We start from the raw sequence: 26,118 nt of genomic DNA, 5'->3' as shown, positions 1-26,118 counted from the left end.
TCTTTTCCCCTTTTGCTTTTGACCTTTCACCTTTATCCTTTCGCCTTTAACCTTTCTTAACCTTTCTTAACCTTTTCCCTTTCACCTTTTCCCTTTCACCTCCTCCTCCATTTTCAGGATTAAATAAATAGGGTTAACTTTGCAGCCTGATGAGTAAAGCGAATAAACCCAAGTTTTTTGAGAACGTACAGATCATTGATATTGCCGAAGAAGGCAAAGGTGTAGGCAAAGCCGACGATTTTGTACTTTTTGTTGATAAAGCCGTTCCCGGCGATGTGGCCGATATACAGGTATACCGCAGCAAAAAAAACTTTGGCGAAGGCAAAATAACGGAACTGAAAACCCCTTCCGAATACCGTACGCAGGCTTTCTGCGAACACTTCGGCACCTGCGGCGGCTGCAAATGGCAGCATATGACGTATGAGGCCCAACTCAAATTCAAACAAAAATCTGTTTCCGACGCGTTAAGTCGCCTGGCCAAGATCAATGTAGATGGCATGATGCCTATCGTACCATCGTCGGCCGACAGGTACTATCGCAACAAATTGGAGTTCACCTTCTCCAACAAACGCTGGCTTTACGATGGCGAAAATAAGGAAGACGGAGAGCTGAACATGAACGCACTCGGCTTTCATATCCCGGGCCGCTTTGATAAAATATTGGATGTAAACCACTGCTACCTGCAGGCCGAACCATCGAATAGCTTACGTAATGAGATCCGCGATTTTACCTTACAAAACGGTTATACGTATTACGATCTGCGCAACCACCAAGGCATGCTTCGCAACCTGGTGGTGCGCACCTCATCAACCGGCGAGAATATGGTAATTGTTGTTTTTGCCTATGCAGCGCAAAACGAGATTGATAAGCTGATGAGCCACATAAATGCCAAATTCCCTCAGATTACCTCACTGCTTTACATCGTAAACCATAAAAAGAACGATACCATATTTGACCAGGAAGTTGTAGCCTTTAAGGGCCCCGAATACATACACGAAGAGATGAACGGGATCAAATTCCGCATCGGTCCGAAATCGTTCTATCAAACCAACTCGGTGCAGGCGCTCCGCTTGTACGAGATAACCCGCGAGTTCGCGGATTTTAAAGGCGACGAACTGGTATATGACCTTTACACCGGAGCGGGTACCATAGCCAACTTTGTGGCCGGTCATGTACGCGAGGTTGTTGGTGTTGAGTATGTACCAACCGCTATTGAAGATGCCAAAGTAAACTCGGCCATCAACAATATCACCAATACCAAATTTTACGCCGGCGACATGAAAGATGTACTGGTAGGTGATTTCGTAGCAGAGCACGGCAAACCTGATGTGATCATTACCGATCCGCCGCGCGCAGGCATGCACCCGGATGTTGTGACCCGGCTAATGGAAATTGAAGCCCCTAAAATTGTTTATGTAAGCTGCAACGCCGCTACCCAGGCCCGCGACTTGCTGGTACTCAAGGAAAAATACGAAACGGTAAAAATACAACCTGTAGATATGTTCCCGCATACCCAACACGTGGAGAATGTGGTGTTGCTTACTTTGAGAGATTAGAGGTTGGAGATTAGAGATTAGTTGTTTTTTTAGCTTATAGTTCATGGATCATAGTTCACGCCCGGAAGTAAAATCAATACAATCAAAAAATCGGTGTAATCCCAGAAAAAAAGAATCGGTGTAATCATAAAATAATCGGTGTAATCCCAGAAAAAAAAAACATGAATCCGGAAGAACTACTTAATGAAAGCAATGAACGCAGCAAACCGGCGGCTGATAGCCCGCTGATTAGTTTGGAACGCGATCTGAAATATTTTAGCGAATCGATCAAAGAGGTAGCGGAAGAGATCATGAATGAAGGATTATCTTCTTACCCGATATTTATTGCCCATCAGCATGAATTAAGCCTGGGCGAGTTGATCCTGGACAAAAACGATCTTAACTCGGAGTGGAGTATCCATGCTTCAACTTTAGAAGAATTTGTTGAGCGGGATGTGATCAAACCAGTACTGAAAGAACGTTTTGTTAATAGTTATAAAGACCCTTACCAATACATGTGCGTTTTTGTTGTAGTACCGGAAGGCGCCAACTTTGTATATTTTCCGTACGTAAAGTAGCAAGTTTTAAAGTTTGAATGTTGTAAGGTTAAAAGTTATGCTTTGGCTTAGATGCAACTTGCATATTCAAAAATTAAAAATCAACTTTACAACATTGTAACGTTACAACTTTACAACCAAAAAAATGCCTGATAAAAAACTCCTCATATTAAATAAGCAACAAATTCAGCAAAAGCTGGACAGGATAGCCTACCAGATACTGGAAGATAATTTTGACGAGGAAGAGATACTCATAGCCGGTATTTTGCCCCGGGGTAACCACCTTGCGTCGCGCCTTAAAGTGATACTTGACGGTATAGCGCCATTTAAAAGCCGCCTGCTAAACATCGAGCTTGAAAAGCAAAGCAGCAGCCTGAGCGCCAATATTGATTTTGAGGTAGAAGAATGCAGCAATAAGGTAGTGATCCTGGTTGATGATGTATTGAACAGCGGCAAAACTTTAGCTTACGGTTTTGGCGTGTTTTTGGACGTACCGCTAAAAAAACTACGCACCGCGATATTGATAGACCGTAACCATAAAAGCTTCCCGGTAACTACCGATTTTGCCGGCATGGCCCTATCAACCGTTATTAAAGAACATGTGGATGTGGTGTTAGAGGAAGAGGATGAACAGGAGGATGGGGTTTATTTGAGGTAAGGAAAAAATCAGGCTATAAATTCGTTAATCGTTTTCGCTAATGACTGGTGGGATGATTTGTCTGAATCACAAAAGCTAAATTCCAATAATTACCCCAAATTCGGGTTCAGACAATCAAAATTCTGCCCATCCTATAAATGCGCCCGAATCCCGGTTCAGACTCCCAACGCCTCCTCCAGCTTCTCAACCGACATATCAATCCCCTCAACAATATTGCCGGCTTGTAAATAAAAACGTTCGCGTTCGGCCAGTTTACCGGTTATAAAATCAACCAGTTCATCCCCTTTTTTACCCTGTAACACAGGGCGAACGGTTTTACTGTTTTCCAGCCGGTCTGCTAATGTTTTAGGCGATAGCTTAATATAAAGGGTTTTACCGTTGGCATTCATCCAGTCCATATTATCAAAAAAGCAAGGTAGGCCACCGCCGGTTGATACCACGGTATTTTCGGCGTATTCAGTTTCTTTTAGCACCTGCGATTCGAGTTTACGGAAAGCGCCTTCACCAAACGATGAAAAATATTCGGCTATACTCATGCCTGCTTGGGCTTCAAGCACATGGTCGAGATCAACAAATTCGCAGCCCCATTTGGCGGCCAGCTTGCGGCCCCAGGTTGTTTTGCCGCAACCCATAAAGCCCACAATAAAGTATTTCATAAAATTTCTTTAGCTTAAGTTTATGCGAGGATCGACCCAAACATATAAACAACATTAACCAGCGTACTCATCAAAATTACCTTGAGAGTTCCCCCACTATATTTACACAGAAGTTAGAAAATAATTTATTTCTGCAGGTACTGCTTTACTATATCATCATACTTCGGCACCGAATGGTAATGCCATTTATTAACCACCGTACCGTTTTTAATAAGTAACACACCCGGATTTGAACGCACCATCGACTTGAGCGGCACGCCATCGGCATAAAATACCTCGCTAATCAGCTTATGCTCTTTGGCAAAAGCCTGCGCATCGGTGGCTGAGTTGGAGGTAAGTAATATGGTGCGGATATTATAATTTTGGGTAAGATTGATAGCCAGCGCATTGAGGCGGTTAATGGCATCTTTATCAGTCGCGCTTAAATCATAGGCAACAATAAACAAGCTATAAAACGGACTTGAAAGTAACTCCTTTGTATAATCATTGCGTTGCGCATCCTGAATGGCCAGGTCGCGGATTTTTGGCTCATACCCTTTTTCAACCAGGCGGTTTTCCGGGTCGCCTACTACTTCCCAGTTGGCATCCTTCCAGATATTGGTTTTCAGGTAATCCTTATCATTCATTACTTTGGTTTCGCCTGTTTTTTTGTTTTTGAGATGATAGGTCAGCTCAAATTCATCACGGGGGGCGCCGGGCGGGGTGGTCATTTCTGCAGGCAGGTTAGCGCCTATTTTATAAGGCAGAAAATCAACTACCGGCAAAAAATTATAGGTATAAATACCAAAACCCAGGGATACCATGGTTGCTGCTATCAGCCATTTATCTCCTGCTTTAGCGCTAAATAACGGACTGATCTCTTTCCGTTTTACAAACAATATCAGCACCAGGGCCAACAGCACCATATCCTTACTGAAGGACTGCCAGGGCGTAAGCGGAATTGCATCGCCAAAGCAACCGCAGGTTTGCACCACTTTAAAAAATGCCGAGTAAAAAGTAAGGAAGCCAAAAAAGATGATCAGCAATAACAAACCCCACGTAACCTTAACCGCGCGAACGCCGATCAAAAGCGCGAAACCCAGTATCATCTCCAGCGCGCAAAGCACAATGGCCATGGTAAGCGCCAGGCTGTTGAGAAACGTTATATGAAAAACCTCAAAGTATTCTACCAGTTTATAAGAGAAACCCAGCGGATCATTAGCTTTGATCAGTCCTGAAAATATAAACAGAAGGCCCACCAGTAACCGCGGAATCCATATTAAAGCACCATTTGAAGATTTATTTTTCATTCGCCCTTATTTATTCAAATGAACATTTAATTTAATCAGTGCGAACACCGCATAGTTCAGCATATCCTGGTAATTCGCTTTAACACCTTCAGATACTTCGGTTAAACCCTGGTTATCTTCTATCTGCTTTACACGCAATAGCTTCATCAGTATCAAATCAGTTAATGAACTGATGCGCATATCGCGCCAGGCCTCGCCATAGTCGTGGTTTTTGGCAAACATCAATTCTTTGGTTTCGTTCACTTTTTCATCAAACAGGCGCTCTACATGATCGGGCGCAAGCTCATTGGATACCTCCGGACCACATTCCAACTGCATCATAGCTATTACACAGTAGTTTACAATGCCAATGTATTCACCGGTGATATCATCACCTACTTTAGATACTTTTTTTTCTTCGAGTGTGCGGATGCGCTGGGCCTTGATAAAAATCTGATCGGTGATGGATTGCGGGCGGAGGATGCGCCATGCGGTGCCGTAATCGCGGGTCTTTTTCATGAATAGACCTTTACATACATTAATTACGCCTTCGTATTCTGCAGCTGTGTTAGTCAAAGGATGATGTGTTTTGTTTGTTGTAACGTTGTAAAGTTTAAATGTTGGAAGGTTTTGAAGCCTGCGCCTGTAAAGTTAGTTAACTTTGCCGTATTATAACTTTGCAACACTTAACTAACCGTGGCTAAAAATACATTTTTCGGTAAAAAAGTTACACTCAAAGTGGGTGGCCGGTTGATCGACCTGTCGAGCCCCAAAGTGATGGGCATTATCAATACTACCCCCGATTCTTTCTTTGCAGATAGCCGGAAACAAGGCGTAGACGAAGCCCTGCAACAGGCAGAAAAAATGCTTGCCGATGGGGCTACCTTCCTTGATCTCGGCGCTTATTCATCACGGCCCGGGGCTGTTGATATTTCTACCCAGGAAGAAACAGACCGGTTATTGCCTGTTGTTGAGGCTATTGCTAAGGCATTTCCGGAAGCTGTTATGTCGATAGATACTTTTCGCGCCGGTGTAGCAGAAGCAGCTATTAAAGCGGGGGCGCACATCATCAATGACATTGGCGGAGGTACGCTCGATGATGACATGTTTGCTACGGTAGCCCGCTTACAGGTGCCTTATATTTTAATGCACATGAAAGGTACCCCCCAAACCATGACACAATTGGCGCAATATGATGATGTTTTTAACGAAGTATTTGATCATCTGGCCGGTAAGTATCAGCAGCTAAAACGTCTCGGCATACATGATGTAATCCTCGACCCCGGTTTTGGCTTCGCCAAAACTGCAGAGCATAGCTATGCTTTGTTAAACAGGATGGACGAGTTTAAAACGCTTGGTTTGCCGGTGCTTACAGGCATTTCGCGCAAGAGGATGATCTACGGATTGTTGGGCAACACTGCCGCTGAGGCGTTGAACGGCACTACAGTTCTGAACACTATTGCTCTAACCAAGGGTACAGATATTTTAAGGGTACATGATGTGAAGGAGGCGGTGGAGGCGGTGAAGATCTGGGAGGCGGTTGAGGGTCGGTCGGAGACCTGGCAATAATTACCGCTCGGCGGGCGGCCAGCCGGGTGGTAACTATCCCCAGGCCTCTGGCCTGCTCTCTACCCCACCAACTCCATCATTTTCAATATCGAATCCACATATTCCCTGTCGTTAGCCAGCCTCGGCACTTTGTGCTGCCCGCCCAACTTGCCTTTCTCCCGCATCCAATTAAAAAAAGTACCATCCGGCGCGCGGCGAACTATCGGCCTGCGCAGCGCAAGGTCTTTAAAACGCTTGGCATCATAATCAGAGTTAACCCGGCGCAAGGTTTCATCCAACAGGTCAACAAAGCGTTCAAACTCGGCAGGCTTTTTCTCAAACTCAATAATCCATTCGTGGGCGCCGCAATCATCGCCATTAAAATAAACGGGGGCGGCAGTATATTCCCTGATTACGGCACCGGTTTGTGTGCAGGCTTCTTCCAAAGCGCGTTCGGCGTTATCAATAATCACTTCCTCGCCAAAGGCATTGATAAAATGTTTGGTGCGGCCGGTAATCTGGATCCGGAACGGGTCAAGCGACGAGAACCTGATGGTATCCCCTATCATATAGCGCCATAAACCGGCATTGGTTGAAATAATGAGCGCGTAATTTTTATTCAACTCCACCTCATCAAGGGTGAGGGTACGGGGGTTTTCATCGTGCAGGTTTTCTACCGGTAAAAACTCGTAAAAAATACCGTAGTCCAACATCAGGAGCATATCGCCGGGTTCTTTGGTATCCTGGATGCCGAAGAAACCTTCTGATGCGTTATAATTTTCGAGGTAATACATATCCTCGTTGGGGATCAGCTTTTTAAACTGCTCGCGGTATGGGGTAAAGTTAACCGCGCCGTGAAAATACATCTCCAGGTTAGGCCATACTTCCAGCAGGTTATTTTTACCCGTTATTTCCAAAATGCGTTTAAACAGCACCAAATTCCAGGTAGGTACGCCGCTAATGCTGGTTACGTTCACATCCTTGGTGGCATGGGCTATTTTTTCGATTTTTTCCTCAAAATTCTCCAGCAGGGCGATATCTAAATGCGGTGTGCGGTGAAACTCGGCCCACATGGGCAGGTTTTTCATAATCACCGCCGAGAGATCGCCAAAAGATGTATCCGGACTTAACTGACTGATCTGATGGCTGCCGCCCAACGTCAATATCTTACCGGTAAACATCCGGGCGTTGGGCTGGTTATTGAAATAAATGGTAAGCAGGTCTTTACCACCTTTAAAATGGCATTCCTCTAAAGCCTCCTCGCTTACGGGGATAAATTTGCTCCTGTCGTTAGTAGTTCCCGACGATTTGGCAAACCAGCGGATCTCTGACGGCCACAAAACATTCTTTTCGCCTTTCAGCATTCGCTCAATGTAGGGCTTTAATGTATCGTAGTTTTGTATCGGCACCTGCTCTTTGAACTGGCCCAGGTTTTCAATGCTTTTATAATGATGTTTTTTGCCCCATTCAGTGTTTTCTGCAACCGAAATCAGTTGCTCAAACCATTCTTCCTGCACTTCATTCGGATATTTCATAAAAAGCTCAATCTGGTGGATACGCTTTTTCATGAACCAGGTAAATACGGAGTTAAAGAGGGTCATAAGCTGTTATTGAGGAAAAACTTTTCGTTTAAGTACAAAGTTTGCCCCAAGATACACTTTCCTCACCATTTCGTTCTCGGCCAACACCTCAGGAACGCCCGATTCTAATATTTTACCTTCAAAAAGCAGGTAAGCCCGATCTGTGATCGAAAGCGTTTCCTGAACGTTGTGGTCGGTAATCAATATGCCAATGTTACGTGTACGCAGCTTAGCTACCATAGCCTGGATCTCCTCTACAGCTATCGGGTCAACCCCGGCAAAAGGCTCATCCAGTAAAATAAAATTAGGCTCAGCGGCCAAAGCCCGGGCAATTTCGGTACGGCGGCGTTCACCTCCCGATAGCAGGTCGCCGCGGTTTCGGCGTACTTTATGCAGGCTAAACTCATCTATCAGTTCTTCCAGCTTATCTTTCTGTTGATCTTTAGACATCTTACCCATCTCCAGTACGGCTTTGATATTATCTTCCACCGAAAGCTTCCTGAACACCGATGCCTCCTGCGCCAGGTAACCGATGCCTTTCTGGGCGCGACGGTACATTGGATCCTGGGTAATATTGTCATCGTCCAGGTGGATAACACCTTCGTTCGGTTTTATCAAACCCACAATCATATAAAACGAAGTGGTTTTGCCGGCACCATTGGGGCCCAACAAACCAACAATTTCGCCCTGCGCCACATCAAACGATACATCGTTTACAACGGTACGCTGCTTGTATTTTTTAACTAAATTATCTGCTCTTAGTATCATAACCCCCTCTAAATCTCCCCCGGAAGGGGAGACTTTTTATTTTGTTTTAATTAATATTGATGTAAATACCTGACTTTATATTTTTAAAGCCCTCCCTCCCGGGGAGGGTTGGGTGGGGTTATTCGTATCCCTTTCACATTCAACTGTATCGTTCTCCTTTCCCTCCAAACGTTTTCTTCTATCGAGTAGCACATGTCAAACGGCACCCCGGCCCTTAGTTGCTCAATATATTGGCCATGGTTAAAGGCAATACAATCAAACGCGGCCGAATCTTCCTGCATTACGCTCATTTTAATGTGCGAACCGCCTACCAGGCCCGCGTTACCGCTAACATACACATTTTTACTTATGAAAACAGGTGCCATATTTTCGGGACCGAAAGGCGCAAACTGGTTCAGGATCCTGAAAAATTTGGCTTCTATCTGGCTTAAACGTAATTCGGCATCAATTTGTATCTGCTGTATCAATTGTTCGGGTTTTATGGTTGCGCTTACCACTTCTTCAAACCTGTTGATAAATGCCTCAAGATTATCGGGATGCATAGTAAGGCCTGCCGCATATTTGTGCCCGCCAAACTGGATCAGCAGATCCTTACAGCCGCAAAGCGCCTCGTACAAATCATACCCCAGCACAGAACGGGCCGAACCTGCCACATGCCCGTTTGAGCGGGTTAACACAATGGTTGGCCGGTAATACTTTTCGGTAAGGCGGGATGCCACAATCCCGATAACGCCTTTATGCCAGTTTTCGTTAAACACCACCGTCGATTTACGGGATGCCAGCACGGCATCATTGCTGATCATGCTCAGCGCCTCGTCGGTAATAGTTAAATCATGCCCTTTACGCTCGGTATTGTGCACATTAATCAGCGCGCTTTGCTCTTTGGCGATGTCCTGATGGGTGGCTATCAGCAAGGCTACCGCGTGCCTGGCATCATCAATTCGCCCGGCGGCGTTAATCCGTGGGCCGAGCAGAAATACCACGTCCGATATGGTATACGGTCCTGTTCTTCCGGCAATCTCCATCAATGCCTTAACACCGGTACAGGGATCAGTATTTATTTTATTCAGCCCGAAGTGTGCCAGCACCCTGTTTTCGCCGGTAATGTGTACAATATCGCAGGCAATACTGATCACCACCAGGTCAAGGTAGCAATTCACCTCCTCCTGCGGGATATTATTTTTTTCGGCATAAGCCTGGATCAGTTTAAAGCCGATGCCGCAGCCCGATAGTTCTTTGTAGGGATATTCGCAATCTTCGCGTTTAGGATCCAGAACTGCCACTGCGTTAGGAATGGAAGCTCCGGGCAGGTGGTGATCGCAGATGATAAAATCAATGCCCTTTTCATTGGCGTAATCAATTTTATCAACAGATTTGATCCCGCAGTCCAACGCGATGATCAAATGAACGCCCGTTTGGGCAGCATAGTCTATACCCTGGGTTGAGATGCCATAACCCTCTTTATACCTGTCGGGAATGTAGTAATCTGTATTATCGTAAAGCTTCTTGAAAAAGCTGTAGGTAAGCGCCACCGCGGTAGTGCCATCCACATCATAATCACCATAAATCATGATTTTTTCACCTTTTTCAATAGCCTGTTCAATACGCACAATAGCCTTCTCCATATCCTTCATTAAAAAAGGATCGTGCAGGTGCCGGTAATCGGGCCTGAAAAAGTAACGGGCATCTTCAAAAGTGCTGATACCGCGCTGCACCAGCAGGCTGCTTAAAACGGTATCTATATTAAGTTCGGCGGCTAATTTTATTACATCATCGTGGTTTATATTATCTCTTAGCGCCCAACGTTTATTCATATCTTTGCAGCTTTAAACAGTAAATATACTATGCCCTGTTAAAGCGGCAAAGTTACATCCAAAATCTGACAGATAGTTTACTATGGAATTTTTTGCTTTAGGCGAGGGCTCTTATTCGGTTGATGCCACTAAAAAGTTTATCCCTTTTAACCCCGAAACTGATAACCCGAAAGATCGTCCCGCCTCATTATTCATCCACGTTAACCCGTTTTTAATTAAAACCAACACCGACCTGATAGTTTTAGATACAGGTTTAGGTTTTAAGGATACCCGCGATGAACTGATGCTGCACCAGAACATCCGTAACGCCGGCTTCGATCCCGATGATGTAACCCTTGTACTGATGTCGCACCTGCATTATGATCATTCTGGCGGCCTTGTGGTAGAGCGGGGCGGCAAACTGGTTCCGAGCTTTCCGCAGGCCGAGCATGTAATTAACAAACAGGAATGGGAATTTGGCCTGAGCGGCAAAGGTTCATCCTATCACGTTGAAATATTTGAGGCTTTACAGGCCGGGGCTAAAATTACCTTTGTTGAAGGCAGCGGCGAATTTAAACCCGGTATCAGGTATGAGCATTCGGGCGGACATTGCCCCGCGCACCAGGTATTTTGGTTTAATATGGAAGGGGAAAAGGTATTTTTTGGAGGAGATGAATTGCCGGAGCCTGAACAACTACTGCGGAAATTTATTGCCAAATATGATATGGATGGCCGTAAGGCGATGATGCTGCGGGAAGAATATGGTAAAAAAGCCGCCTCCGAAGGTTGGAAATGCCTTTTTTACCATTCTAAATCATTTGCCATTGGTACGGTTGAAACAGAAGGCGAGCATTTTAAAGTGAAGCCGGTTTAGCTTTAGTCAGATACATCAAAAAGCTCCTTTATTTTTTCAACGTTAAGCGGCTTGGAAACAAAATCCTTTACAAGCGGGTATGAGCGTGCCTTATTGATATCATTACTGAATACAGATGACGAAATAATATAAATTTTGCTTTTACCCAGCGGGTCAAGGTTTAAACGTTGATACTCGTCTAAAAACTCCCAACCATTCATAATAGGCATATTAATATCAAGCAAAATATAATCAGGCAGTTTGGCCGGGTCGTTCCTCTGGATCTCAGACAATTGCTCAATCGCGTATTTTCCGTTAAGGCAGGCCATAATTTCCGTGTTCAATAAAGCCTTTTTTATCAGTTTTATCGAAATAAAGTTGTTGATCTCGTCATCATCAACCAGCAGTACACTTATGGCTTTGTTGTTAATCGTCATGTTTATAATTTAAAGCGCGTAATCGTTATACGGGAACATGGTTAAAAAGTTTTACACCTTTTTGTTGTAAAACAAAAAAAACTATATTATTTAACAATACACGTAAATAACCTATAGCAGGGTTAATTTATTTTAACGTGAAAATTAATAAAAGTTTCACACACAGAAATCAGCGCACAAAGATAACTAAGGCACGGCAACTGTTTAAAAGCTATAGTCGTGCTCAACTTTACAAATCCGCACCTGGTAACTTTCGTACCATTTTTCGCGCCCTTGCTGCTGGGCAAACAAATGGTGCGCATTAGCTTTCCAGTTCTTAATGGCATCTAACGTTGCCCAGTACGATACCGTAATGCCTACATCATTACGTGCCGACTCGACACCTAAAAAACCGGGTTGCTGCCTGGCCAGCCGGTCCATTTCGGCAGCCATTTCACCATAACCCTCATCACCCGGTGTACGTACCGATGTAAATATTACAGCATAGTAAGGAGGGCGCGGTGTTGAAGCGGTCATCTAATTGTGCGAATTTTAGGTTTCAGTTAATAAGTTCTACTTATGCGGATAAACCCGGATACTTGAATAGCCCGCTTATTCCGTAAATCTAAATTAAATAAAAATGTGCAGGTAATTCATCATCACCTGCACATTTATCAGCTGCATATCCGCAAATTTAAAATCTGCGTATTTGCTATTATTCAATCACGCTTTCTTCAAACTCATATTCTTCCACAGGGGGGCATGAGCAAATCAGTGTTCTATCGCCGTAAGTATCATTTACCCTGCCCACCGATGGCCAGAATTTATTGGCAGCTACATAAGGCAGCGGGAATGCCGCTTTTTGGCGGGTATAGGTATGCTCCCACTCGTTGCCGGTAATTACGGATACTGTATGCGGCGCATTTTTTAGCGGGTTGTCTGTTTTATCAGAGATCCCGTCCATCACATCGGCAATTTCATGGCGGATAGCGATCATGGCATCGCAGAAACGGTCAAGCTCATGCTTAGGTTCCGATTCGGTTGGCTCAACCATTACGGTGCCCGCAACCGGGAATGAAACGGTTGGCGCGTGGAAACCATAATCCATTAAACGTTTCGCGATATCGGTAACCTCGATACCAGCCGGTTTAAACGAGCGGCAATCTAAAATCATTTCGTGCGCGCAGCGGCCGTTAGCGCCAGTATAAAGCACAGGATAATGTTCCTGCAACCTTGCTTTGATATAGTTAGCGTTAAGGATAGCGTAACGGGTAGCATTGGTTAAGCCTTCGGCACCCATCATGGCGATGTAAGCATGCGAAATAATTAAGATAGAAGCAGAGCCCCATGGCGCGGCCGAAACCGCGTGGATTGATTTGCCCCTGTCGATATCTACCACAGCGTGACCCGGCAAATAAGGCACCAGGTGTTTAGCCACGCCAATAGGCCCCATACCCGGGCCGCCGCCGCCATGTGGGATACAGAATGTTTTATGCAAGTTAAGGTGGCAAACATCGGCACCGATATTAGCCGGACTGGTCAAGCCTACCTGCGCGTTCATATTGGCGCCATCCATATAAACCTGGCCGCCATTTTCGTGAATGATCTCGCAGATTTCGATGATGCTTTCTTCAAACACACCGTGGGTTGATGGGTAAGTAACCATCAAACATGAAAGTTCGTTTTTATATTGCTCGGCTTTGGCGCGCATATCGGCAACATCAATATTACCGTTATCATCACATTTAACCACTACTATTTTCATACCGGCCATAGCTGCGGATGCCGGGTTGGTACCATGTGCTGATGACGGGATCAAAGCGATGTTACGGTGAGCATCGCCCCTGTCGTGATGATAAGCGCGGATCACCATTAAACCGGCGTATTCACCTTGAGCACCGGCATTTGGCTGTAAGCTCATGGCTGCAAAGCCGGTAATCTCGCTTAACCAGTTATTGATCTCATCAAACAGTTGCATATAACCGCCAACCTGGTCGGTTGGTGCAAATGGGTGTATTTTGCTGAATTCGGCCCAGGTAACAGGCACCATTTCGGTAGTAGCATTCAGCTTCATGGTACACGAACCTAAGGCGATCATCGAGTGGCAAAGCGAAAGATCTTTCGCTTCCAATGATTTGATGTAACGCAGCATTTCATGTTCAGACCTGTGGGTGTTGAACAGGCTGTGCGTTAAATAAGCCGAAGTACGCTGCAACCCGGCCGGGATAACGGTTTCAACAGCGGCATTAAGGCCGTCAAAATCTACATCGTTAATTGTTTTACCTTTTACCTTGGCAAAAAAGCGCACAATGGTTTTAATATCCTCAACCGAAGTAGTTTCATCAATACTTATGGTAACTACCGAACCTTGGTAGTTCAGGTTCATTTCGTTGTTTAAGGCTTCAGAGTGGATTGGGCCTGCTAAATGGCCTACATCAAACTTAACGGTATCAAAATAAGCTTCGTTAAGCTGTTCGTAACCTAACTGGCCTAAAGTTTTAGCTGTTAACACCGCCAACCCGTGGATACGCCCGGCAATCCGTTTAATGCCATCCGGACCGTGATAAACAGCATACATGCCTGCCATAATAGCCAACAAGGCCTGGGCAGTACAGATGTTTGAGGTAGCTTTATCCCGGCGGATGTGCTGCTCGCGGGTTTGCAAAGCCATACGCAAGGCATAGTTACCGGCACTATCAATGGTTACACCGATAATACGGCCCGGAATTGAACGTTTGTACTCTTCTTTAGTAGCAAAGAAAGCCGCATGCGGACCGCCAAAGCCCATAGGTATACCGAAGCGTTGTGATGAACCTACCACAATGTCGGCACCCCACTCGCCCGGAGGCGTTAACAGGGCAAGGCTCATGATATCGGCAACAACGGTTAGCTTAATGCCTTTTTCGTGAGCTTTAGCGGCAAAACCAGTATAATTATAAACAGCGCCATCACCGGCAGGATATTGTACAATGGCACCGAACATATCGTCGGTAAGTTCCACCGTGCGGTGATCGCCTATCCTTAGCTCAATGCCATAAGGCTCGGAGCGGGTTTTTAAAATATCAACAGTTTGCGGGAACAACTCTTCAGATACAAAGAACACATTGGCGCTGTTGTTTTTACGCAAAGAGTATTGCATAAACATCGCCTCGGCGGCGGCAGTACCCTCGTCAAGCAATGAAGCATTGGCAATTTCCATCCCGGTCAGGTCGATGATCATGGTTTGGAAATTTAACAAAGCCTGCAAACGGCCCTGCGCAATTTCGGCCTGGTAAGGCGTGTATTGCGTGTACCATCCGGGGTTTTCAAGTATATTACGCTGAATAACACCCGGAACGATCACATCATAGTAACCTTTACCGATAAATGATTTGAAAACTTTGTTTTTTGAAGCGGTTTGCTTTAAGGTATTCAGGTAATCAAACTCACTTTTAGCCGGCGGCAGGTTAAGCGGTTTGGTAAGCCTGATTTTTTGGGGCACTGTTTGCCCTATCAGCTCATCGAGTGTTTCAACACCGATGGTTTTCAACATTTTGGCCGTATCGGCCTCACTCGGAGCAATGTGTCTCGACTGAAACTGCTCCTGGTAGGTTGTGTTCAACTTCATGAAATAGTCGTCCCTCTTAAATTTAGCGCAAAGGTACAATTTTACAACATGAGTAACAATTGGGTAATATGATATTGACAGTGCATTTACAGGGAAAAAGCGTTAATTTGCAGCAATTACCTAAACATAGTGGGCAGGCGGATTTTACTTTTCATCACAGTTTTACTTTTCATCAGCTTAAAAAGCTTTTCGGCTGTTTTTACCGTTACCAGTAATGCCGATTCGGGGCTGGGTACCTTGCGCGAAGCGTTGACGCTTGCAGCGGCTAATGGCAGCGCTACAAAAGATTATATTTATTTTAATTTGCCGGGATTAAGTGACGCCGCGAGAACGATACAGTTAGCAACGCAGCTGCCAGATGTTTCCCCAAACCTGGTTATTGACGCATCTGCACAGCCTGGACTTCCTTTTTTAACCAGTGATGCCAAAATAAAAATTTCAACTCCCGTTAATCTCGAGGCATGTACAATCCTAAACGGATCATCTGTTAACAATGTTGAAGTGTACGCCTTGTTTCTTGACGACTATTCGAGCATCGGCATTTTATACGTTGATCTTAAAGCCAGAAATGCCATAAATATATCTAACGGCAGTAATATAATAATCGGTGCAACCGGTAAAGGCAATCTTATAACAGGCTTTTATACCAACTCGATAGCGCTTAGCCATATAAACAACATAACTATGCAGGCCAACACCATTGGTTTACATGTTGATTACAGTGATTTTAGACAAGGCGCTCCCATAGACATTATTGACTGTAACAATATATTGATAGGCGGCGACAGCCAACAAGGGAACGTATTACTTTGTGCTACAAACATTAACTTTCCACAAAACTCGGTTGGCAATAAACTCGATATCAAATCAAATAACTTCGGGGTGCTTAAAGATGGTATTACAACAGCAGCTGATGAAATGTTTTACGTTCGCATAAATACCGATTTCATCAATGAATATGGCACTGATAACGTTAACGCAGCCGCAACCGTCGCTTTCAATTTTAACAATAATATAGCCGGTAATTTTGGTAATGTTTTCCGTATTAACGCGGTTAAAGGTACGGTAGATATCAACAGCAATTATTTCGGTATTGCGAGAGATAAGTCAACAAGGCTTAATTTTCCGCATGTTACTTCTTATGAAGGCACTGCAATTTCTATTCTCAATTCAAATGCACAGGTAAATATCGGGGGAAATGACAATAATAAAGGCAATTTTTTTGCTTACTCATTTTCGGCCGTTGGGGCAAGCAAATCAACTAATATACTGCTGCGTAATAATGAATATGAATGCCTGGTTTATAAAACGGCTTACACTAATGATAATACAGATGGCAGCATCCCCTATATTACAATCGACAAAACAATCACAAATAACCTGGTAACAACTTTAACGGGTACATCCACGCCTTTAGCCACCGTTGATATTTATTCGTCCGAATCATGCCAGTATACGCAATGCAGTATAAGGATGCTTATTAAAACCGTTACGGCAGATGCTAACGGCAATTGGAAAACGAACCTATCCGACTTTGGCGGAATATTTTATGTTTCGGCCACACTCAATAACCGGACATCGCTTTTCAAAACCTACGAGGTTGATACTAAAAATATTGTAATTGCCGATATTCGGTGTGGTACCAAGGGAACTATTTCGGGTATTGAAGTACCGCAAGGGCTTAGTTACCACTGGGAGGATGAAAATGGCATATTCGTATCTAATAATCTTATATTATCAACCGATAAACCCGGAAAATACAGGCTTGTATTAGGTACCGGCTGTATTACCAGCGATCTGCTTGAAATTAAGGATAACCGGATAATAATATATGATAACAGTATAACAAAAAACGATGCAAGTTGCGGCCAGCAAAACGGATCGATAAAAAACTTATTTATTTACGATCCAGAACTTAAAATCGACAAAACAACCTGGACTAACGCAAACAATACTATTATTGGCAACAATACTGATATAGATTTGCTACCGCCAGGTGCTTACACATTAAAGGTAACAACAACGGATGGCTGTACAACTACGTACGGCCCTGTAGTTATTAGAAACAGCAACGGCCCCAATATCGATCAATCACACCCCGATATACAATCAACCAGTTGCGGCCAATCAACCGGCTCCATTAAAAATATCATTGTAACTGGTACAGGCAACATTAAATACAGCTGGCTCAACGCCCAACACGAGGAAGTTTCCACCACCAACGAACTTACGGGACAACCAGCCGGTATTTATGTTTTAAAAGTTACCGATGATAGCCAATGCGGACAGATATTTTCGTCGGAAATCAATATTCCAGAGGTAAACAGCATAACACTCGATGAAACAAAATACGTCAACAACCCAACCACCTGTAACCAAAACAATGGCAGCATTAAGGGAATAACAGCAACCGGCGCAACCAAATACCAATGGTTAAACAAGGCAGATAATAGCACAGTGGGTACTAAACCCGATTTAACCGATGTACCACCCGGCGATTATCAACTTATTGCCAGCAACGATTTTGGATGCAGTAAAACAAGTCGTTCCTATCACATAGATGCCACACCCATCATAAATTACCCGGCGTATCCCTCGGTGATCAATAATAGTTGCCCCGGTCAAAATAATGGATCTATTTCGTTAATCCCTGATAGCCGAGTAAAATTTATCAGTTGGTCAGATGAAAACGGGCAGCCGGCAGGCACAGGACCAACCATTTCAAACCTGAAACCAGGCAAATACTATGTTTCTTTTGCTGATGCAAACGGCTGCCAAACTTTGATACTGCCCCCTTACATAATCAATGAAACACAACCATTACAGATCAGAGAAAACTCGGAAAGCCTTAACCACGACTATTGCGGTTTAAAAACTGCCGCTATCAGCAACATTCAAATCACCGGTGGTGTGTTACCTTATACCTATTTATGGACAGACGCGACAGGTGCGAGTTTAGGCACCTCGAAAGATATAAGCGGCATCGGCGCGGGTACCTACACTTTGCAGGTGAAAGATGCGGGTAATTGCGCACTGATTGCCAGCCATTCATACACTATCTTAAATACCGACAACATAGTTGATGCTCCCGAAATTAACAAATTACAGCTTTGCTCGCCCGGAGAGGCGCAATTATCTGTTAGTTCTCCGCAGGCCGGCAGCAATTATCGGCTGTATAGCTCGCTTACAGATAATACCTTTTTGGATGAGCAGCCTGGCGGTATTTTCGAAATAAATGCAAACGCAAGCAGCACATTTTACATCAGCAGAATATCTGGCACCTGCGAAAGTACCCGAACCAAGGCAGACATAACAATAAGCCTCTCGGCCATTGATATTCCAAACGTCTTTACCCCAAATGGCGACGGTAACAATGATTATTGGAAAATAAAAGGTGCCGAAAATTATCCGCAGGCCCATATACAGATATTTACACGTTACGGGCAAAAAATATATGAATCAACGGGCTACAGCATTCCCTTCGATGGCACTTACAATGGATTAAAGCTGCCCTCTGCGGTATATTATTATATCATCAATTTGGGCAAAAGCTGCAAATTGCTGTCGGGCAATTTAACAATCCTCAGATAGCGCAAGCCCGCAAATACATCTGGATGGTATTTTCCAAACCGTAGTACAAAGCATCGCTTACTAAAGCATGGCCAATACTCACCTCCAATAAACCCGGAATATTTTGGGCAAAGTATTTCAGGTTATGCAGATCAAGATCGTGCCCGGCATTAAGGCCGAGGCCTGCCTGTTGTGCAGCTTTAGCGGCTTCAATATAAGGTGCAATAGCCTGTTCTTTCCCTTGCGAAAAATGGGTTGCATAACCTTCAGTGTATAGTTCAACCCTATCTGTACCGGTTTTGGCGGCGCCTTCAACCATTGCTGGGTCTGGATCAACAAATATCGATACGCGGATTCCGGCTTCTTTAAACACCGCTATCATATCTTTTAAATAATGATAGTTGGTGATGGTATCCCAGCCATGGTTTGAGGTAATCTGCCCTAACACATCGGGTACCAGGGTTACCTGTTCGGGCTTGTTGGCCAGCACCAGGTCGATAAACTTTTGCTCCTGGCAGTTACCCTCGATATTAAACTCGGTGGTTACTATTTTTTTAAGCTCGAAAACATCATTATAACGGATATGGCGCTCATCGGGGCGGGGATGTACGGTGATGCCCTGCGCGCCGAAACGTTCGCAATCTTTGGCGACCTGGATCAGATCGGGATTATTACCTCCGCGCGAATTGCGCAGCGTAGCTATTTTGTTGATATTGACAGATAGACGGGTCATGCCATCAAAGTTAGGCATCATTTAAATAAATTGCCCGATATATTTAACTTTAGGGCATGAAACCTAAACAAATTATAATTGAACTAAGCATACTCATCGCCATATACTTAATAGCATACTTTTGCTGGCCGGTTTTATTTGGGGCGGTATATGGCAGCATGACGCTTGATATTAATATGCACGATACTTACTTCGCAATGTCTACCTCGCCATGGCAAACGCTGGTATTATCAACTTTCGTTATTTTGAGCACTTTACTCTATTTTATCCGTGCGGCTGTTAAATGTTACAAAAGCAACCTCGTTAACTTTATTTTGATAACCTGCAACTTCGGGCTCATTATTGCTTTGATTAAAATATACCGGTTTATTTTAATTATCGAACAAACATTTGATGCAAACTCCAAAGGCTGGACCATATACCCTCCCCTTTCGGCACTTGGCGGGCATGAATATCCTAAAGCACCTGTAACACATCCTCATTTTGATAGTTACATGTTTATTCCGATAATTATTTTTATGCTCACGTTGGTAATCAGCTGCATTTTTACCGGCAAAAACTGGAAAACAAATACACATGAACAAACATCTGCCTAAAATATTCCTTACGTTTTTAAGCCTGGTAACTTTTTGCTGTGATGCCTTTTCGCAAACCATCTACCGTAAAATAGAAAACTATAAAACCTATTACGGTTGGGCGCATAATTACCCGCAAGATTGGATGATACTGCGCCGCTTTGATAACGAGGACCGCAACTACCTGCTGATGGTTAACCCGCAAACGCTGGAAACCAAAATAAACGAAAGCAACTTTTACCAAATTAAGCCGATGAGCATAGAGCAGGCCCGCGAGTTTTTTAAAAATACGCCCTATGTTAAAGCCCTTAACAAAGCCGAAAAACAATCAGTAAGTATACAGGATGCCGGTATTGAAAGCGGCATCCCCAAACAAACGGGCATCAGCCTCACCGCCGATTTATGCCCATCACACCGCCCGCTTGATAAACGCATTTTTACCGATATTTTCACCGAGTTTAAAAAAGTAGAGCGACCTGTACCCGTAGCCCTATCAATAACAGGCATCTGGATGCGGCAACACCCGCAGGATCTGGTCTGGCTGAAACAGATGCAGGCCAATCGCGAAATTTATATCACCTGGATAAACCATTCTTTCAATCACCGGGTAAGCCTTAAAGCCCCGCTTAAAGAAAACTTTTTGCTGGAACCGGGTACCGATATTAGTTATGAGGTTTTGGAAACCGAAAAAGCCATGCTGCGTAATGGTTTGTTGCCATCCGTATTTTTCAGGTTCCCGGGACTGGTGTCGGATCAGCAACTGGTTTACCAGGTTACCAATTTCGGGTTGATCCCGGTTGGTACCGATGCCTGGCTGGCCAAAGGGCAGCAACCGCGTAACGGCAGCATCGTATTGATACATGGAAATGGCAATGAGCCTGTCGGGGTTAATGATTTCATCAAACTACTGCAATCAAAAACACGATCAATAGCCAGTAAACAGTGGCTGCTTTATGATTTGCGGGAGAGCGTGGATGAGGAATTTAGCGAAGCGCCGTGAGGAAGACTTGCAGTCGCGCAATACTTATTGATGTAAGTTTTGTGCGGGAGCCGTAAACAATCATCATGGCAAGCAAAATAAAAAAGGCATGGTCAAAAAACCATGCCTTTTCAAACAAAAACCTTTCGCCTTTATCCTTTTACCTTAAAAGATTAATAACGGTAGTATTCCGGTTTAAACGGACCATCAACAGTTACGCCGATATATTCGGCCTGATCCTGATCTAAAACTTCCAGTTCAACACCAATTTTGGCAAGGTGCAGGCGGGCTACTTTCTCGTCAAGGTGTTTTGGCAGGGTGTAAACTTTATTTTCGTAAGCAGCGCTGTTAGTCCAAAGCTCCAACTGTGCTAAAGTTTGGTTGGTGAATGAGTTACTCATTACAAAGCTTGGGTGACCGGTTGCGCAACCTAAGTTTACCAAACGGCCTTCGGCTAATACGATAACATCTTTTCCTTCAATAGTGTATTTATCAACCTGTGGTTTAATCTCAACTTTGGTATCGCCGTAAGCGCCGTTTAGCCAGGCCATATCAATCTCATTATCAAAGTGGCCAATGTTACAAACAATAGCTTTATCTTTCAAAGCACGGAAGTGCTGTTCGCGAACAATGTTTTTGTTACCGGTAGCGGTAACTACAATATCAGCTTCGGCAATGGCGGTGCTTAGTTTTTTAACTTCATAACCTTCCATAGCAGCCTGGAGGGCGCAGATCGGGTCGATCTCGGTAACGATAACACGTACGCCAGCATTACGCAATGAATCGGCCGAACCTTTACCTACATCGCCATAACCGCAAACAACGGCTACTTTACCGGCCATCATTACGTCGGTAGCACGGCGGATGGCGTCAACCAGCGATTCGCGGCAGCCATATTTGTTATCAAATTTTGATTTGGTAACCGAGTCGTTAACGTTAATAGCGGGCATTGGCAGGGTGCCTGCTTTCATGCGCTCGTATAAACGGTGAACACCGGTAGTGGTTTCTTCAGATAGGCCCTTGATATTAGCGATAAGTTCAGGGTATTTATCTAATACCATGTTGGTTAAATCGCCGCCATCGTCAAGGATCATGTTAAGCGGCTGGCGGTCTTCGCCAAAAAATAAAGTTTGTTCAATGCACCAGTCAAACTCTTCGGCATTCATACCTTTCCAGGCATAAACAGAGATACCGGCAGCAGCGATAGCCGCGGCGGCATGATCCTGGGTAGAGAAAATGTTGCACGATGACCAGGTAACTTCTGCACCAAGCGCCGTAAGGGTTTCAATTAAAACAGCGGTTTGGATGGTCATGTGTAAACAGCCGGCAATCCTTGCGCCTTTAAGCGGCTGGCTCGGGCCGTATTCTTTACGTAAAGCCATTAAGCCAGGCATCTCAGCCTCAGCCAGTTCAATCTCTTTACGCCCCCACTCTGCCAGTGACAGATCTTTTACTTTGTATTTAACGAATGCAGTTTCTACTGATGACATATCAATTTTTATTTTGAGACTGCAAAGTTAACTTATATCCTTGTGAAAATGAAATGTTTGATTTGGGGGCAGGGAAAAAGCATGAAGGAACAATTTGATAAAGAAGCATGATACTACGCTTCTAACTCATCCAGAATTTTTTGAAGCAACAAAGGATCGATCCGAAAATTGGTTGATTTAACCTTGTCAAAATACGGCTTGAGCAATGGGATTTTGTTTTTTTGTTTTGCGGCTATCAAAACACCAATTGTTCCTGTAAATTTTATATTGAGTTCATCAGCAAGCTTTCGCCCCTTAAAATCATCAACTATATGTAAAGCGTTGGGAATTTCCTGAGCTAACGCGATGGCGCTGGCCTCACCAGCATCTACCTTCAAACTATAATCGGCCTTCAATTGAATATTTTTAACCGGAATAACTTCAATCCAATCAGGTAAAGATTTTTGAAACTCTGCTACGACCTCTGGCGTGGTTAAAATATGTTCGTAAACCTCTGGTAAAATATGTAAAGCACTAATTTTATCCAGCAATATTAAACAGCTTGTGTCTGCAATAACTATTCAGCCATTGATACGCGCCAAATCAGCCATTACGTCCTCATAGGTATACTGAATGTAATTTACGTTAAAGCCAGCCAATACCGCGGGCAAATCTATCTTGTCAACTCCACACATCTCAGCTGCCTCACCCAATGATAACTTGCCTGCTTCATATAATTTGGCAGCAATAAAACGCACTGTTTCATCATGCTCCTTTTCAAGAGCATCCGGTACATTTAAAGTCATTGTAGTCATAGTATAAAGATACGATTTTTCAGTATCAAAACCAAAGTCCACTACCTACTCCGCTAATTGCTTTTGCGCCTCGCCTTGCTGCATACGCAGATTCCCGTTATAAACCCCACCATTTTCAACTGATAGGTGCTGCGTTTTGATATTACCGGTAATGCGCCCTGTAGCCCTGATCTCAAGCGATGAGGTAATGATATCGCCGGTTACTTTACCGTACACTACAATCTCTTTAGTGGAGATGTTGCCCTTTACCTCGCCTTTTTCGCCAAGGATCAAGCCCTCTTCAACACTAACATCGCCGTTAACCAGGCCGTCGATACGGGCAAACGCCGGGGCTTTTAAATTACCGTCTAAAACACTGCCTTCGCTAATAAGGGTTGAGACAGCCTGCTGATGTAGCGAAACCTTCTCCTTTTTTGAAAAAATAGTCATGCTTTTAAGTCGTAAGTTTTAAGTCTTTAGTCATAAGCTTCCGATCGAATGCCTGCATGGACATTCGACTTAGAACTCCTGACTTAACAACTTATTTATTCAGGGTTAAAAACTTAACAGGGTTTACCGGCTTGCCATCTTTACGCACTTCGTAGTGCAGGTGCGTACCCGTTGAGCGACCGGTTGAACCTACCCGGCCTATATTATCACCAACGGTAACCTTTTGCCCAACCTTCACGTCAATTTTAGAAAGATGGCCGTAAAGGGTTTCCAGATCATTGATATGCTTAATACGCACGCAGTTGCCATAGCCGCCTGCCCAACCGGCAAAAACAACTTTACCGCTGGCGGTGCATTTCACTTCATCGCCGCGGCGGCCCTGAAAATCGATACCCGGGTGAAACTCGGCGTGCTCCGAATTAAACGGATCGCTGCGATAACCGAAAAACGATGTGAACGAACTGATGCGCGGATAACCCATTGGGGTGAAGGCGATAGTACTTGTTAAATGCTTCAGGTAATCATCATATAGGCTGTATGCTTCGCTATCCGGAAGCTTTGCAGCTTCATTATTTCCGCTGCCGCCCGTACTTTTAATGGCAAAACCTTTCAGTCCGCGGCGTTTTAAATAATCATTAATAGTTTTAAGCTTTGCTTCGATAGATTGAATATAGGTTTGAGCGGAACCCTGCTGCACATTTGCCGCAGTTGCCACCGGGGCCGGTACGGCAATTTTAAGTTTCGCTATTTGCGCCTGTAATTGCCTGTTACGCTCTTCCTGCTGTTTGTTTTGGCTATGCAGGTAAAAAACCAGTCCGCTCAATAAAGCAACAATGCCAAAAATGCCCAATGCATAATGCCTGAGTCTTTCAATATGCTTGGTTTTAATTTGTAAAGATTTTGCCTGTTGCTGGTTCTTGTTGATGATAACAATGGTACTGATATCTGATGGTTTTGGTTTCATCAAAGTTAAATAGATTGGGGAATGCAAGATAAAAATTCCTGACAATAAAACGATAATAAATGTGTGTTAATGCACTATCAGTAAAATAGTTAATCCGGCAATCGTCAAACAATTGTTATTATTAGCTTTTATAAACGCAAACAAATTATCATTTCTTATTTTTGTAAGAGTGATTTTATTTAAAAGCTAAAAAAAGACATGATGTATCCTGAATATTTGGTAGCCCCTATGCGGGAAGACCTTACTAAAGTTGGTTTTGAGGAATTGAAAGATGCTGCTGCTGTAAAAAGCGCCATCGAGAGCGAAGGCACCGTATTTGTAATGGTTAACTCGGTATGCGGATGTGCTGCCGCCAATGCGCGCCCGGCCGCTAAAATTGCTGCCGCTAACGGTAAACACCCCGATAAACTGGTAACCGTTTTTGCAGGTATGGAAAAAGAAGCTGTTGATACCGCGCGTAACTACATGCTGCCTTATCCGCCATCGTCGCCAGCAATGGCCTTGTTTAAAGATGGCAAACTGGTACACATGATTGAGCGCTACCAGATTGAGGGCCGTCCGGCACAAATGATTGCCGATAACCTGATCGACGCGTTTGAGCAATACTGCTAATTTTTTTTTGGCGGAAGGCCTAAAGCTGAAAGCATAAGGCTTAAAGCGAAAGCTAAGTATGCGAAAAAGAGCCGGTGGATTTTCCATTGGCTCTTTTCTTTTTATATTGCAATTGCATTAAGCTTTTAAATGTGCTTACTACTCCGCCTTCAAACTCTTCACAGGGTTCATCCGGGCTGCTTTAACAGCCTGGCTGCTTACAGTGATCAGCGCTATCAGCATAGCCAGTAAACCGGCCAGCGCAAACATCCACCAGTCAAATTGAATTTTCAGAATTATAGAATCTTCAGAATTACCTTATCATTTCTATATATATATATATTTGTTAATTCTCGAATTCTGAAAATTCTGATTTGACAAACTCGCTTGCATCTTCAAGATAATCCTCCTAACTTAGTATCATGTTGCGCATCCAAATGCACTTTCTGTTTTCACTCGGCCTCACTTCCATGAGCGACGCATCATCCTTCAGGGATGCTGTGCTGGCCAAAATTGTGTTGGCGCAATACTAACCTTTTGTTTTTTGTTGTAAGGTTTCAAGGTTGTAAAGTTGGTTGGCGCTATAAATACAGCTGCTTTCATATCAATAACTAACCGTTCAGAGCCTGCATCAAACCATATTCGCTTACTGCTGTTCAATAAGTAACAAACTTTTAATGAGATTATTAACCTTACAACGTTAAAACTTTACAACCTTTAACATTCCAAAGGCTATTAACCTTACAACATTAAA

Annotated in this window: 24 protein-coding genes; 9 read left to right on the top strand and 15 right to left on the bottom strand. The window is 44.0% G+C overall.

The features are described 5' to 3' along the window. Window positions 1-149: 149 nt before the first annotated feature. From rlmD to LX99_RS13630, 3 genes are all read left to right on the top strand, one after another. Window positions 150-1,556 carry a 23S rRNA (uracil(1939)-C(5))-methyltransferase RlmD gene (gene rlmD / locus LX99_RS13640; protein WP_109608366.1) on the top strand — a complete coding sequence of 469 codons (1,407 nt, stop codon included), beginning with the start codon at window positions 150-152 and terminating at the stop codon, window positions 1,554-1,556. Between the two features lie 161 nt (window positions 1,557-1,717). Continuing rightward, on the top strand, window positions 1,718-2,113 hold the full coding sequence (locus LX99_RS13635) for a hypothetical protein (RefSeq protein WP_109608365.1): 396 nt from the start codon (window positions 1,718-1,720) through the stop codon (window positions 2,111-2,113). 124 nt (window positions 2,114-2,237) lie between these two features. Continuing rightward, window positions 2,238-2,750, top strand: a complete 513-nt coding sequence (locus LX99_RS13630; protein WP_022830124.1) for a phosphoribosyltransferase family protein — start codon at window positions 2,238-2,240, stop codon at window positions 2,748-2,750. Between the two features lie 155 nt (window positions 2,751-2,905). On the opposite strand, the gene LX99_RS13625 is transcribed toward LX99_RS13630, so the two are convergent. From LX99_RS13625 to LX99_RS13615, 3 genes are all read right to left on the bottom strand, one after another. Then, the gene (locus LX99_RS13625) at window positions 2,906-3,406 is read right to left on the bottom strand and encodes a shikimate kinase (protein WP_109608364.1); all 501 of its coding nucleotides are present in this window, start codon (window positions 3,404-3,406) and stop codon (window positions 2,906-2,908) included. A gap of 125 nt (window positions 3,407-3,531) precedes the next feature. After that, window positions 3,532-4,695, bottom strand: a complete 1,164-nt coding sequence (locus tag LX99_RS13620) for a BT_3928 family protein (RefSeq protein WP_109608363.1) — start codon at window positions 4,693-4,695, stop codon at window positions 3,532-3,534. 6 nt (window positions 4,696-4,701) lie between these two features. Then, window positions 4,702-5,193 (bottom strand): DUF1599 domain-containing protein, encoded by a 492-nt coding sequence (locus LX99_RS13615; RefSeq protein WP_042727152.1) that lies wholly within the window; start codon window positions 5,191-5,193, stop codon window positions 4,702-4,704. A 177-nt stretch (window positions 5,194-5,370) separates the two neighbouring features. Between LX99_RS13615 and folP the strand changes: the two genes are divergently transcribed. After that, entirely contained in the window at window positions 5,371-6,243 is an 873-nt protein-coding gene (folP, locus tag LX99_RS13610; protein WP_109608362.1) for a dihydropteroate synthase, read from the top strand. Window positions 6,244-6,302: 59 nt separating this feature from the next. Here the strand turns inward: folP and LX99_RS13605 are convergent, their stop codons facing one another. The 3 genes from LX99_RS13605 to recJ all read right to left on the bottom strand — a co-directional run bounded on the left by LX99_RS13605 (window position 6,303) and on the right by recJ (window position 10,384). After that, the gene (locus LX99_RS13605; RefSeq protein ID WP_109608361.1) at window positions 6,303-7,823 is read right to left on the bottom strand and encodes a GH3 auxin-responsive promoter family protein; all 1,521 of its coding nucleotides are present in this window, start codon (window positions 7,821-7,823) and stop codon (window positions 6,303-6,305) included. A 6-nt stretch (window positions 7,824-7,829) separates the two neighbouring features. Further along, the gene (gene lptB, locus LX99_RS13600; RefSeq protein ID WP_022831177.1) at window positions 7,830-8,570 is read right to left on the bottom strand and encodes an LPS export ABC transporter ATP-binding protein; all 741 of its coding nucleotides are present in this window, start codon (window positions 8,568-8,570) and stop codon (window positions 7,830-7,832) included. 83 nt (window positions 8,571-8,653) lie between these two features. Beyond that, entirely contained in the window at window positions 8,654-10,384 is a 1,731-nt protein-coding gene (gene recJ / locus LX99_RS13595; protein ID WP_109608360.1) for a single-stranded-DNA-specific exonuclease RecJ, read from the bottom strand. 82 nt (window positions 10,385-10,466) lie between these two features. Here recJ and LX99_RS13590 point away from each other — a divergent pair, with 82 nt between their 5' ends. Continuing rightward, entirely contained in the window at window positions 10,467-11,237 is a 771-nt protein-coding gene (locus tag LX99_RS13590; protein WP_109608359.1) for an MBL fold metallo-hydrolase, read from the top strand. Window positions 11,238-11,239: 2 nt separating this feature from the next. On the opposite strand, the gene LX99_RS13585 is transcribed toward LX99_RS13590, so the two are convergent. The 3 genes from LX99_RS13585 to gcvP form a co-directional block, all read right to left on the bottom strand. Further along, a complete protein-coding gene (locus LX99_RS13585) occupies window positions 11,240-11,653 on the bottom strand; it encodes a response regulator (protein WP_022831291.1) in 414 nt (137 codons plus the stop codon). A gap of 204 nt (window positions 11,654-11,857) precedes the next feature. Then, window positions 11,858-12,169, bottom strand: a complete 312-nt coding sequence (locus LX99_RS13580; protein WP_109608358.1) for an antibiotic biosynthesis monooxygenase family protein — start codon at window positions 12,167-12,169, stop codon at window positions 11,858-11,860. 178 nt (window positions 12,170-12,347) lie between these two features. After that, on the bottom strand, window positions 12,348-15,239 hold the full coding sequence (gene gcvP, locus LX99_RS13575; RefSeq protein ID WP_109608357.1) for an aminomethyl-transferring glycine dehydrogenase: 2,892 nt from the start codon (window positions 15,237-15,239) through the stop codon (window positions 12,348-12,350). A 129-nt stretch (window positions 15,240-15,368) separates the two neighbouring features. On the opposite strand from gcvP, the gene LX99_RS13570 reads away from it, so the two are divergent. Continuing rightward, entirely contained in the window at window positions 15,369-18,830 is a 3,462-nt protein-coding gene (locus tag LX99_RS13570) for a gliding motility-associated C-terminal domain-containing protein (protein ID WP_109608356.1), read from the top strand. Here LX99_RS13570 and LX99_RS13565 read toward each other — a convergent pair. Then, window positions 18,823-19,542, bottom strand: coding sequence for a pyridoxine 5'-phosphate synthase (locus tag LX99_RS13565; RefSeq protein WP_109608473.1), 720 nt, complete (start codon window positions 19,540-19,542; stop codon window positions 18,823-18,825). The genes LX99_RS13570 and LX99_RS13565 overlap by 8 nt on opposite strands. 56 nt (window positions 19,543-19,598) lie before the next feature. On the opposite strand from LX99_RS13565, the gene LX99_RS13560 reads away from it, so the two are divergent. After that, complete coding sequence (locus LX99_RS13560) at window positions 19,599-20,138, top strand: hypothetical protein (protein WP_022831286.1); 540 nt, start codon at window positions 19,599-19,601, stop codon at window positions 20,136-20,138. Continuing rightward, window positions 20,119-21,117 (top strand): polysaccharide deacetylase family protein, encoded by a 999-nt coding sequence (locus LX99_RS13555; RefSeq protein ID WP_245927914.1) that lies wholly within the window; start codon window positions 20,119-20,121, stop codon window positions 21,115-21,117. Before LX99_RS13560 ends, LX99_RS13555 begins: the two co-directional genes overlap by 20 nt. A 152-nt stretch (window positions 21,118-21,269) precedes the next feature. On the opposite strand, the gene ahcY is transcribed toward LX99_RS13555, so the two are convergent. The 5 genes from ahcY to LX99_RS13530 all read right to left on the bottom strand — a co-directional run bounded on the left by ahcY (window position 21,270) and on the right by LX99_RS13530 (window position 24,773). Beyond that, window positions 21,270-22,586 (bottom strand): adenosylhomocysteinase, encoded by a 1,317-nt coding sequence (gene ahcY, locus LX99_RS13550; protein WP_109608355.1) that lies wholly within the window; start codon window positions 22,584-22,586, stop codon window positions 21,270-21,272. A 113-nt stretch (window positions 22,587-22,699) separates the two neighbouring features. After that, a complete protein-coding gene (locus tag LX99_RS13545) occupies window positions 22,700-23,116 on the bottom strand; it encodes a DUF3368 domain-containing protein (protein ID WP_245927913.1) in 417 nt (138 codons plus the stop codon). 30 nt (window positions 23,117-23,146) lie between these two features. Continuing rightward, window positions 23,147-23,380, bottom strand: coding sequence for a UPF0175 family protein (locus tag LX99_RS13540; protein ID WP_109608353.1), 234 nt, complete (start codon window positions 23,378-23,380; stop codon window positions 23,147-23,149). 45 nt (window positions 23,381-23,425) lie between these two features. Then, a complete protein-coding gene (locus tag LX99_RS13535; protein ID WP_109608352.1) occupies window positions 23,426-23,809 on the bottom strand; it encodes a bactofilin family protein in 384 nt (127 codons plus the stop codon). A gap of 91 nt (window positions 23,810-23,900) precedes the next feature. Then, window positions 23,901-24,773 (bottom strand): M23 family metallopeptidase, encoded by an 873-nt coding sequence (locus tag LX99_RS13530; RefSeq protein WP_109608351.1) that lies wholly within the window; start codon window positions 24,771-24,773, stop codon window positions 23,901-23,903. A 201-nt stretch (window positions 24,774-24,974) separates the two neighbouring features. Between LX99_RS13530 and LX99_RS13525 the strand changes: the two genes are divergently transcribed. Beyond that, window positions 24,975-25,385: a BrxA/BrxB family bacilliredoxin gene (locus LX99_RS13525; RefSeq protein WP_031266351.1), complete on the top strand. Its 411-nt coding sequence runs from the start codon at window positions 24,975-24,977 to the stop codon at window positions 25,383-25,385. The last annotated feature ends 733 nt before the right edge of the window (window positions 25,386-26,118 follow it).

Origin of the sequence: Mucilaginibacter oryzae (assembly GCF_003148845.1) — a bacterium.
Classification (GTDB): domain Bacteria; phylum Bacteroidota; class Bacteroidia; order Sphingobacteriales; family Sphingobacteriaceae; genus Mucilaginibacter; species Mucilaginibacter oryzae.
Note: the sequence above shows the minus strand (reverse complement) of the source record. Positions and strands in the feature narration are given on the sequence as shown.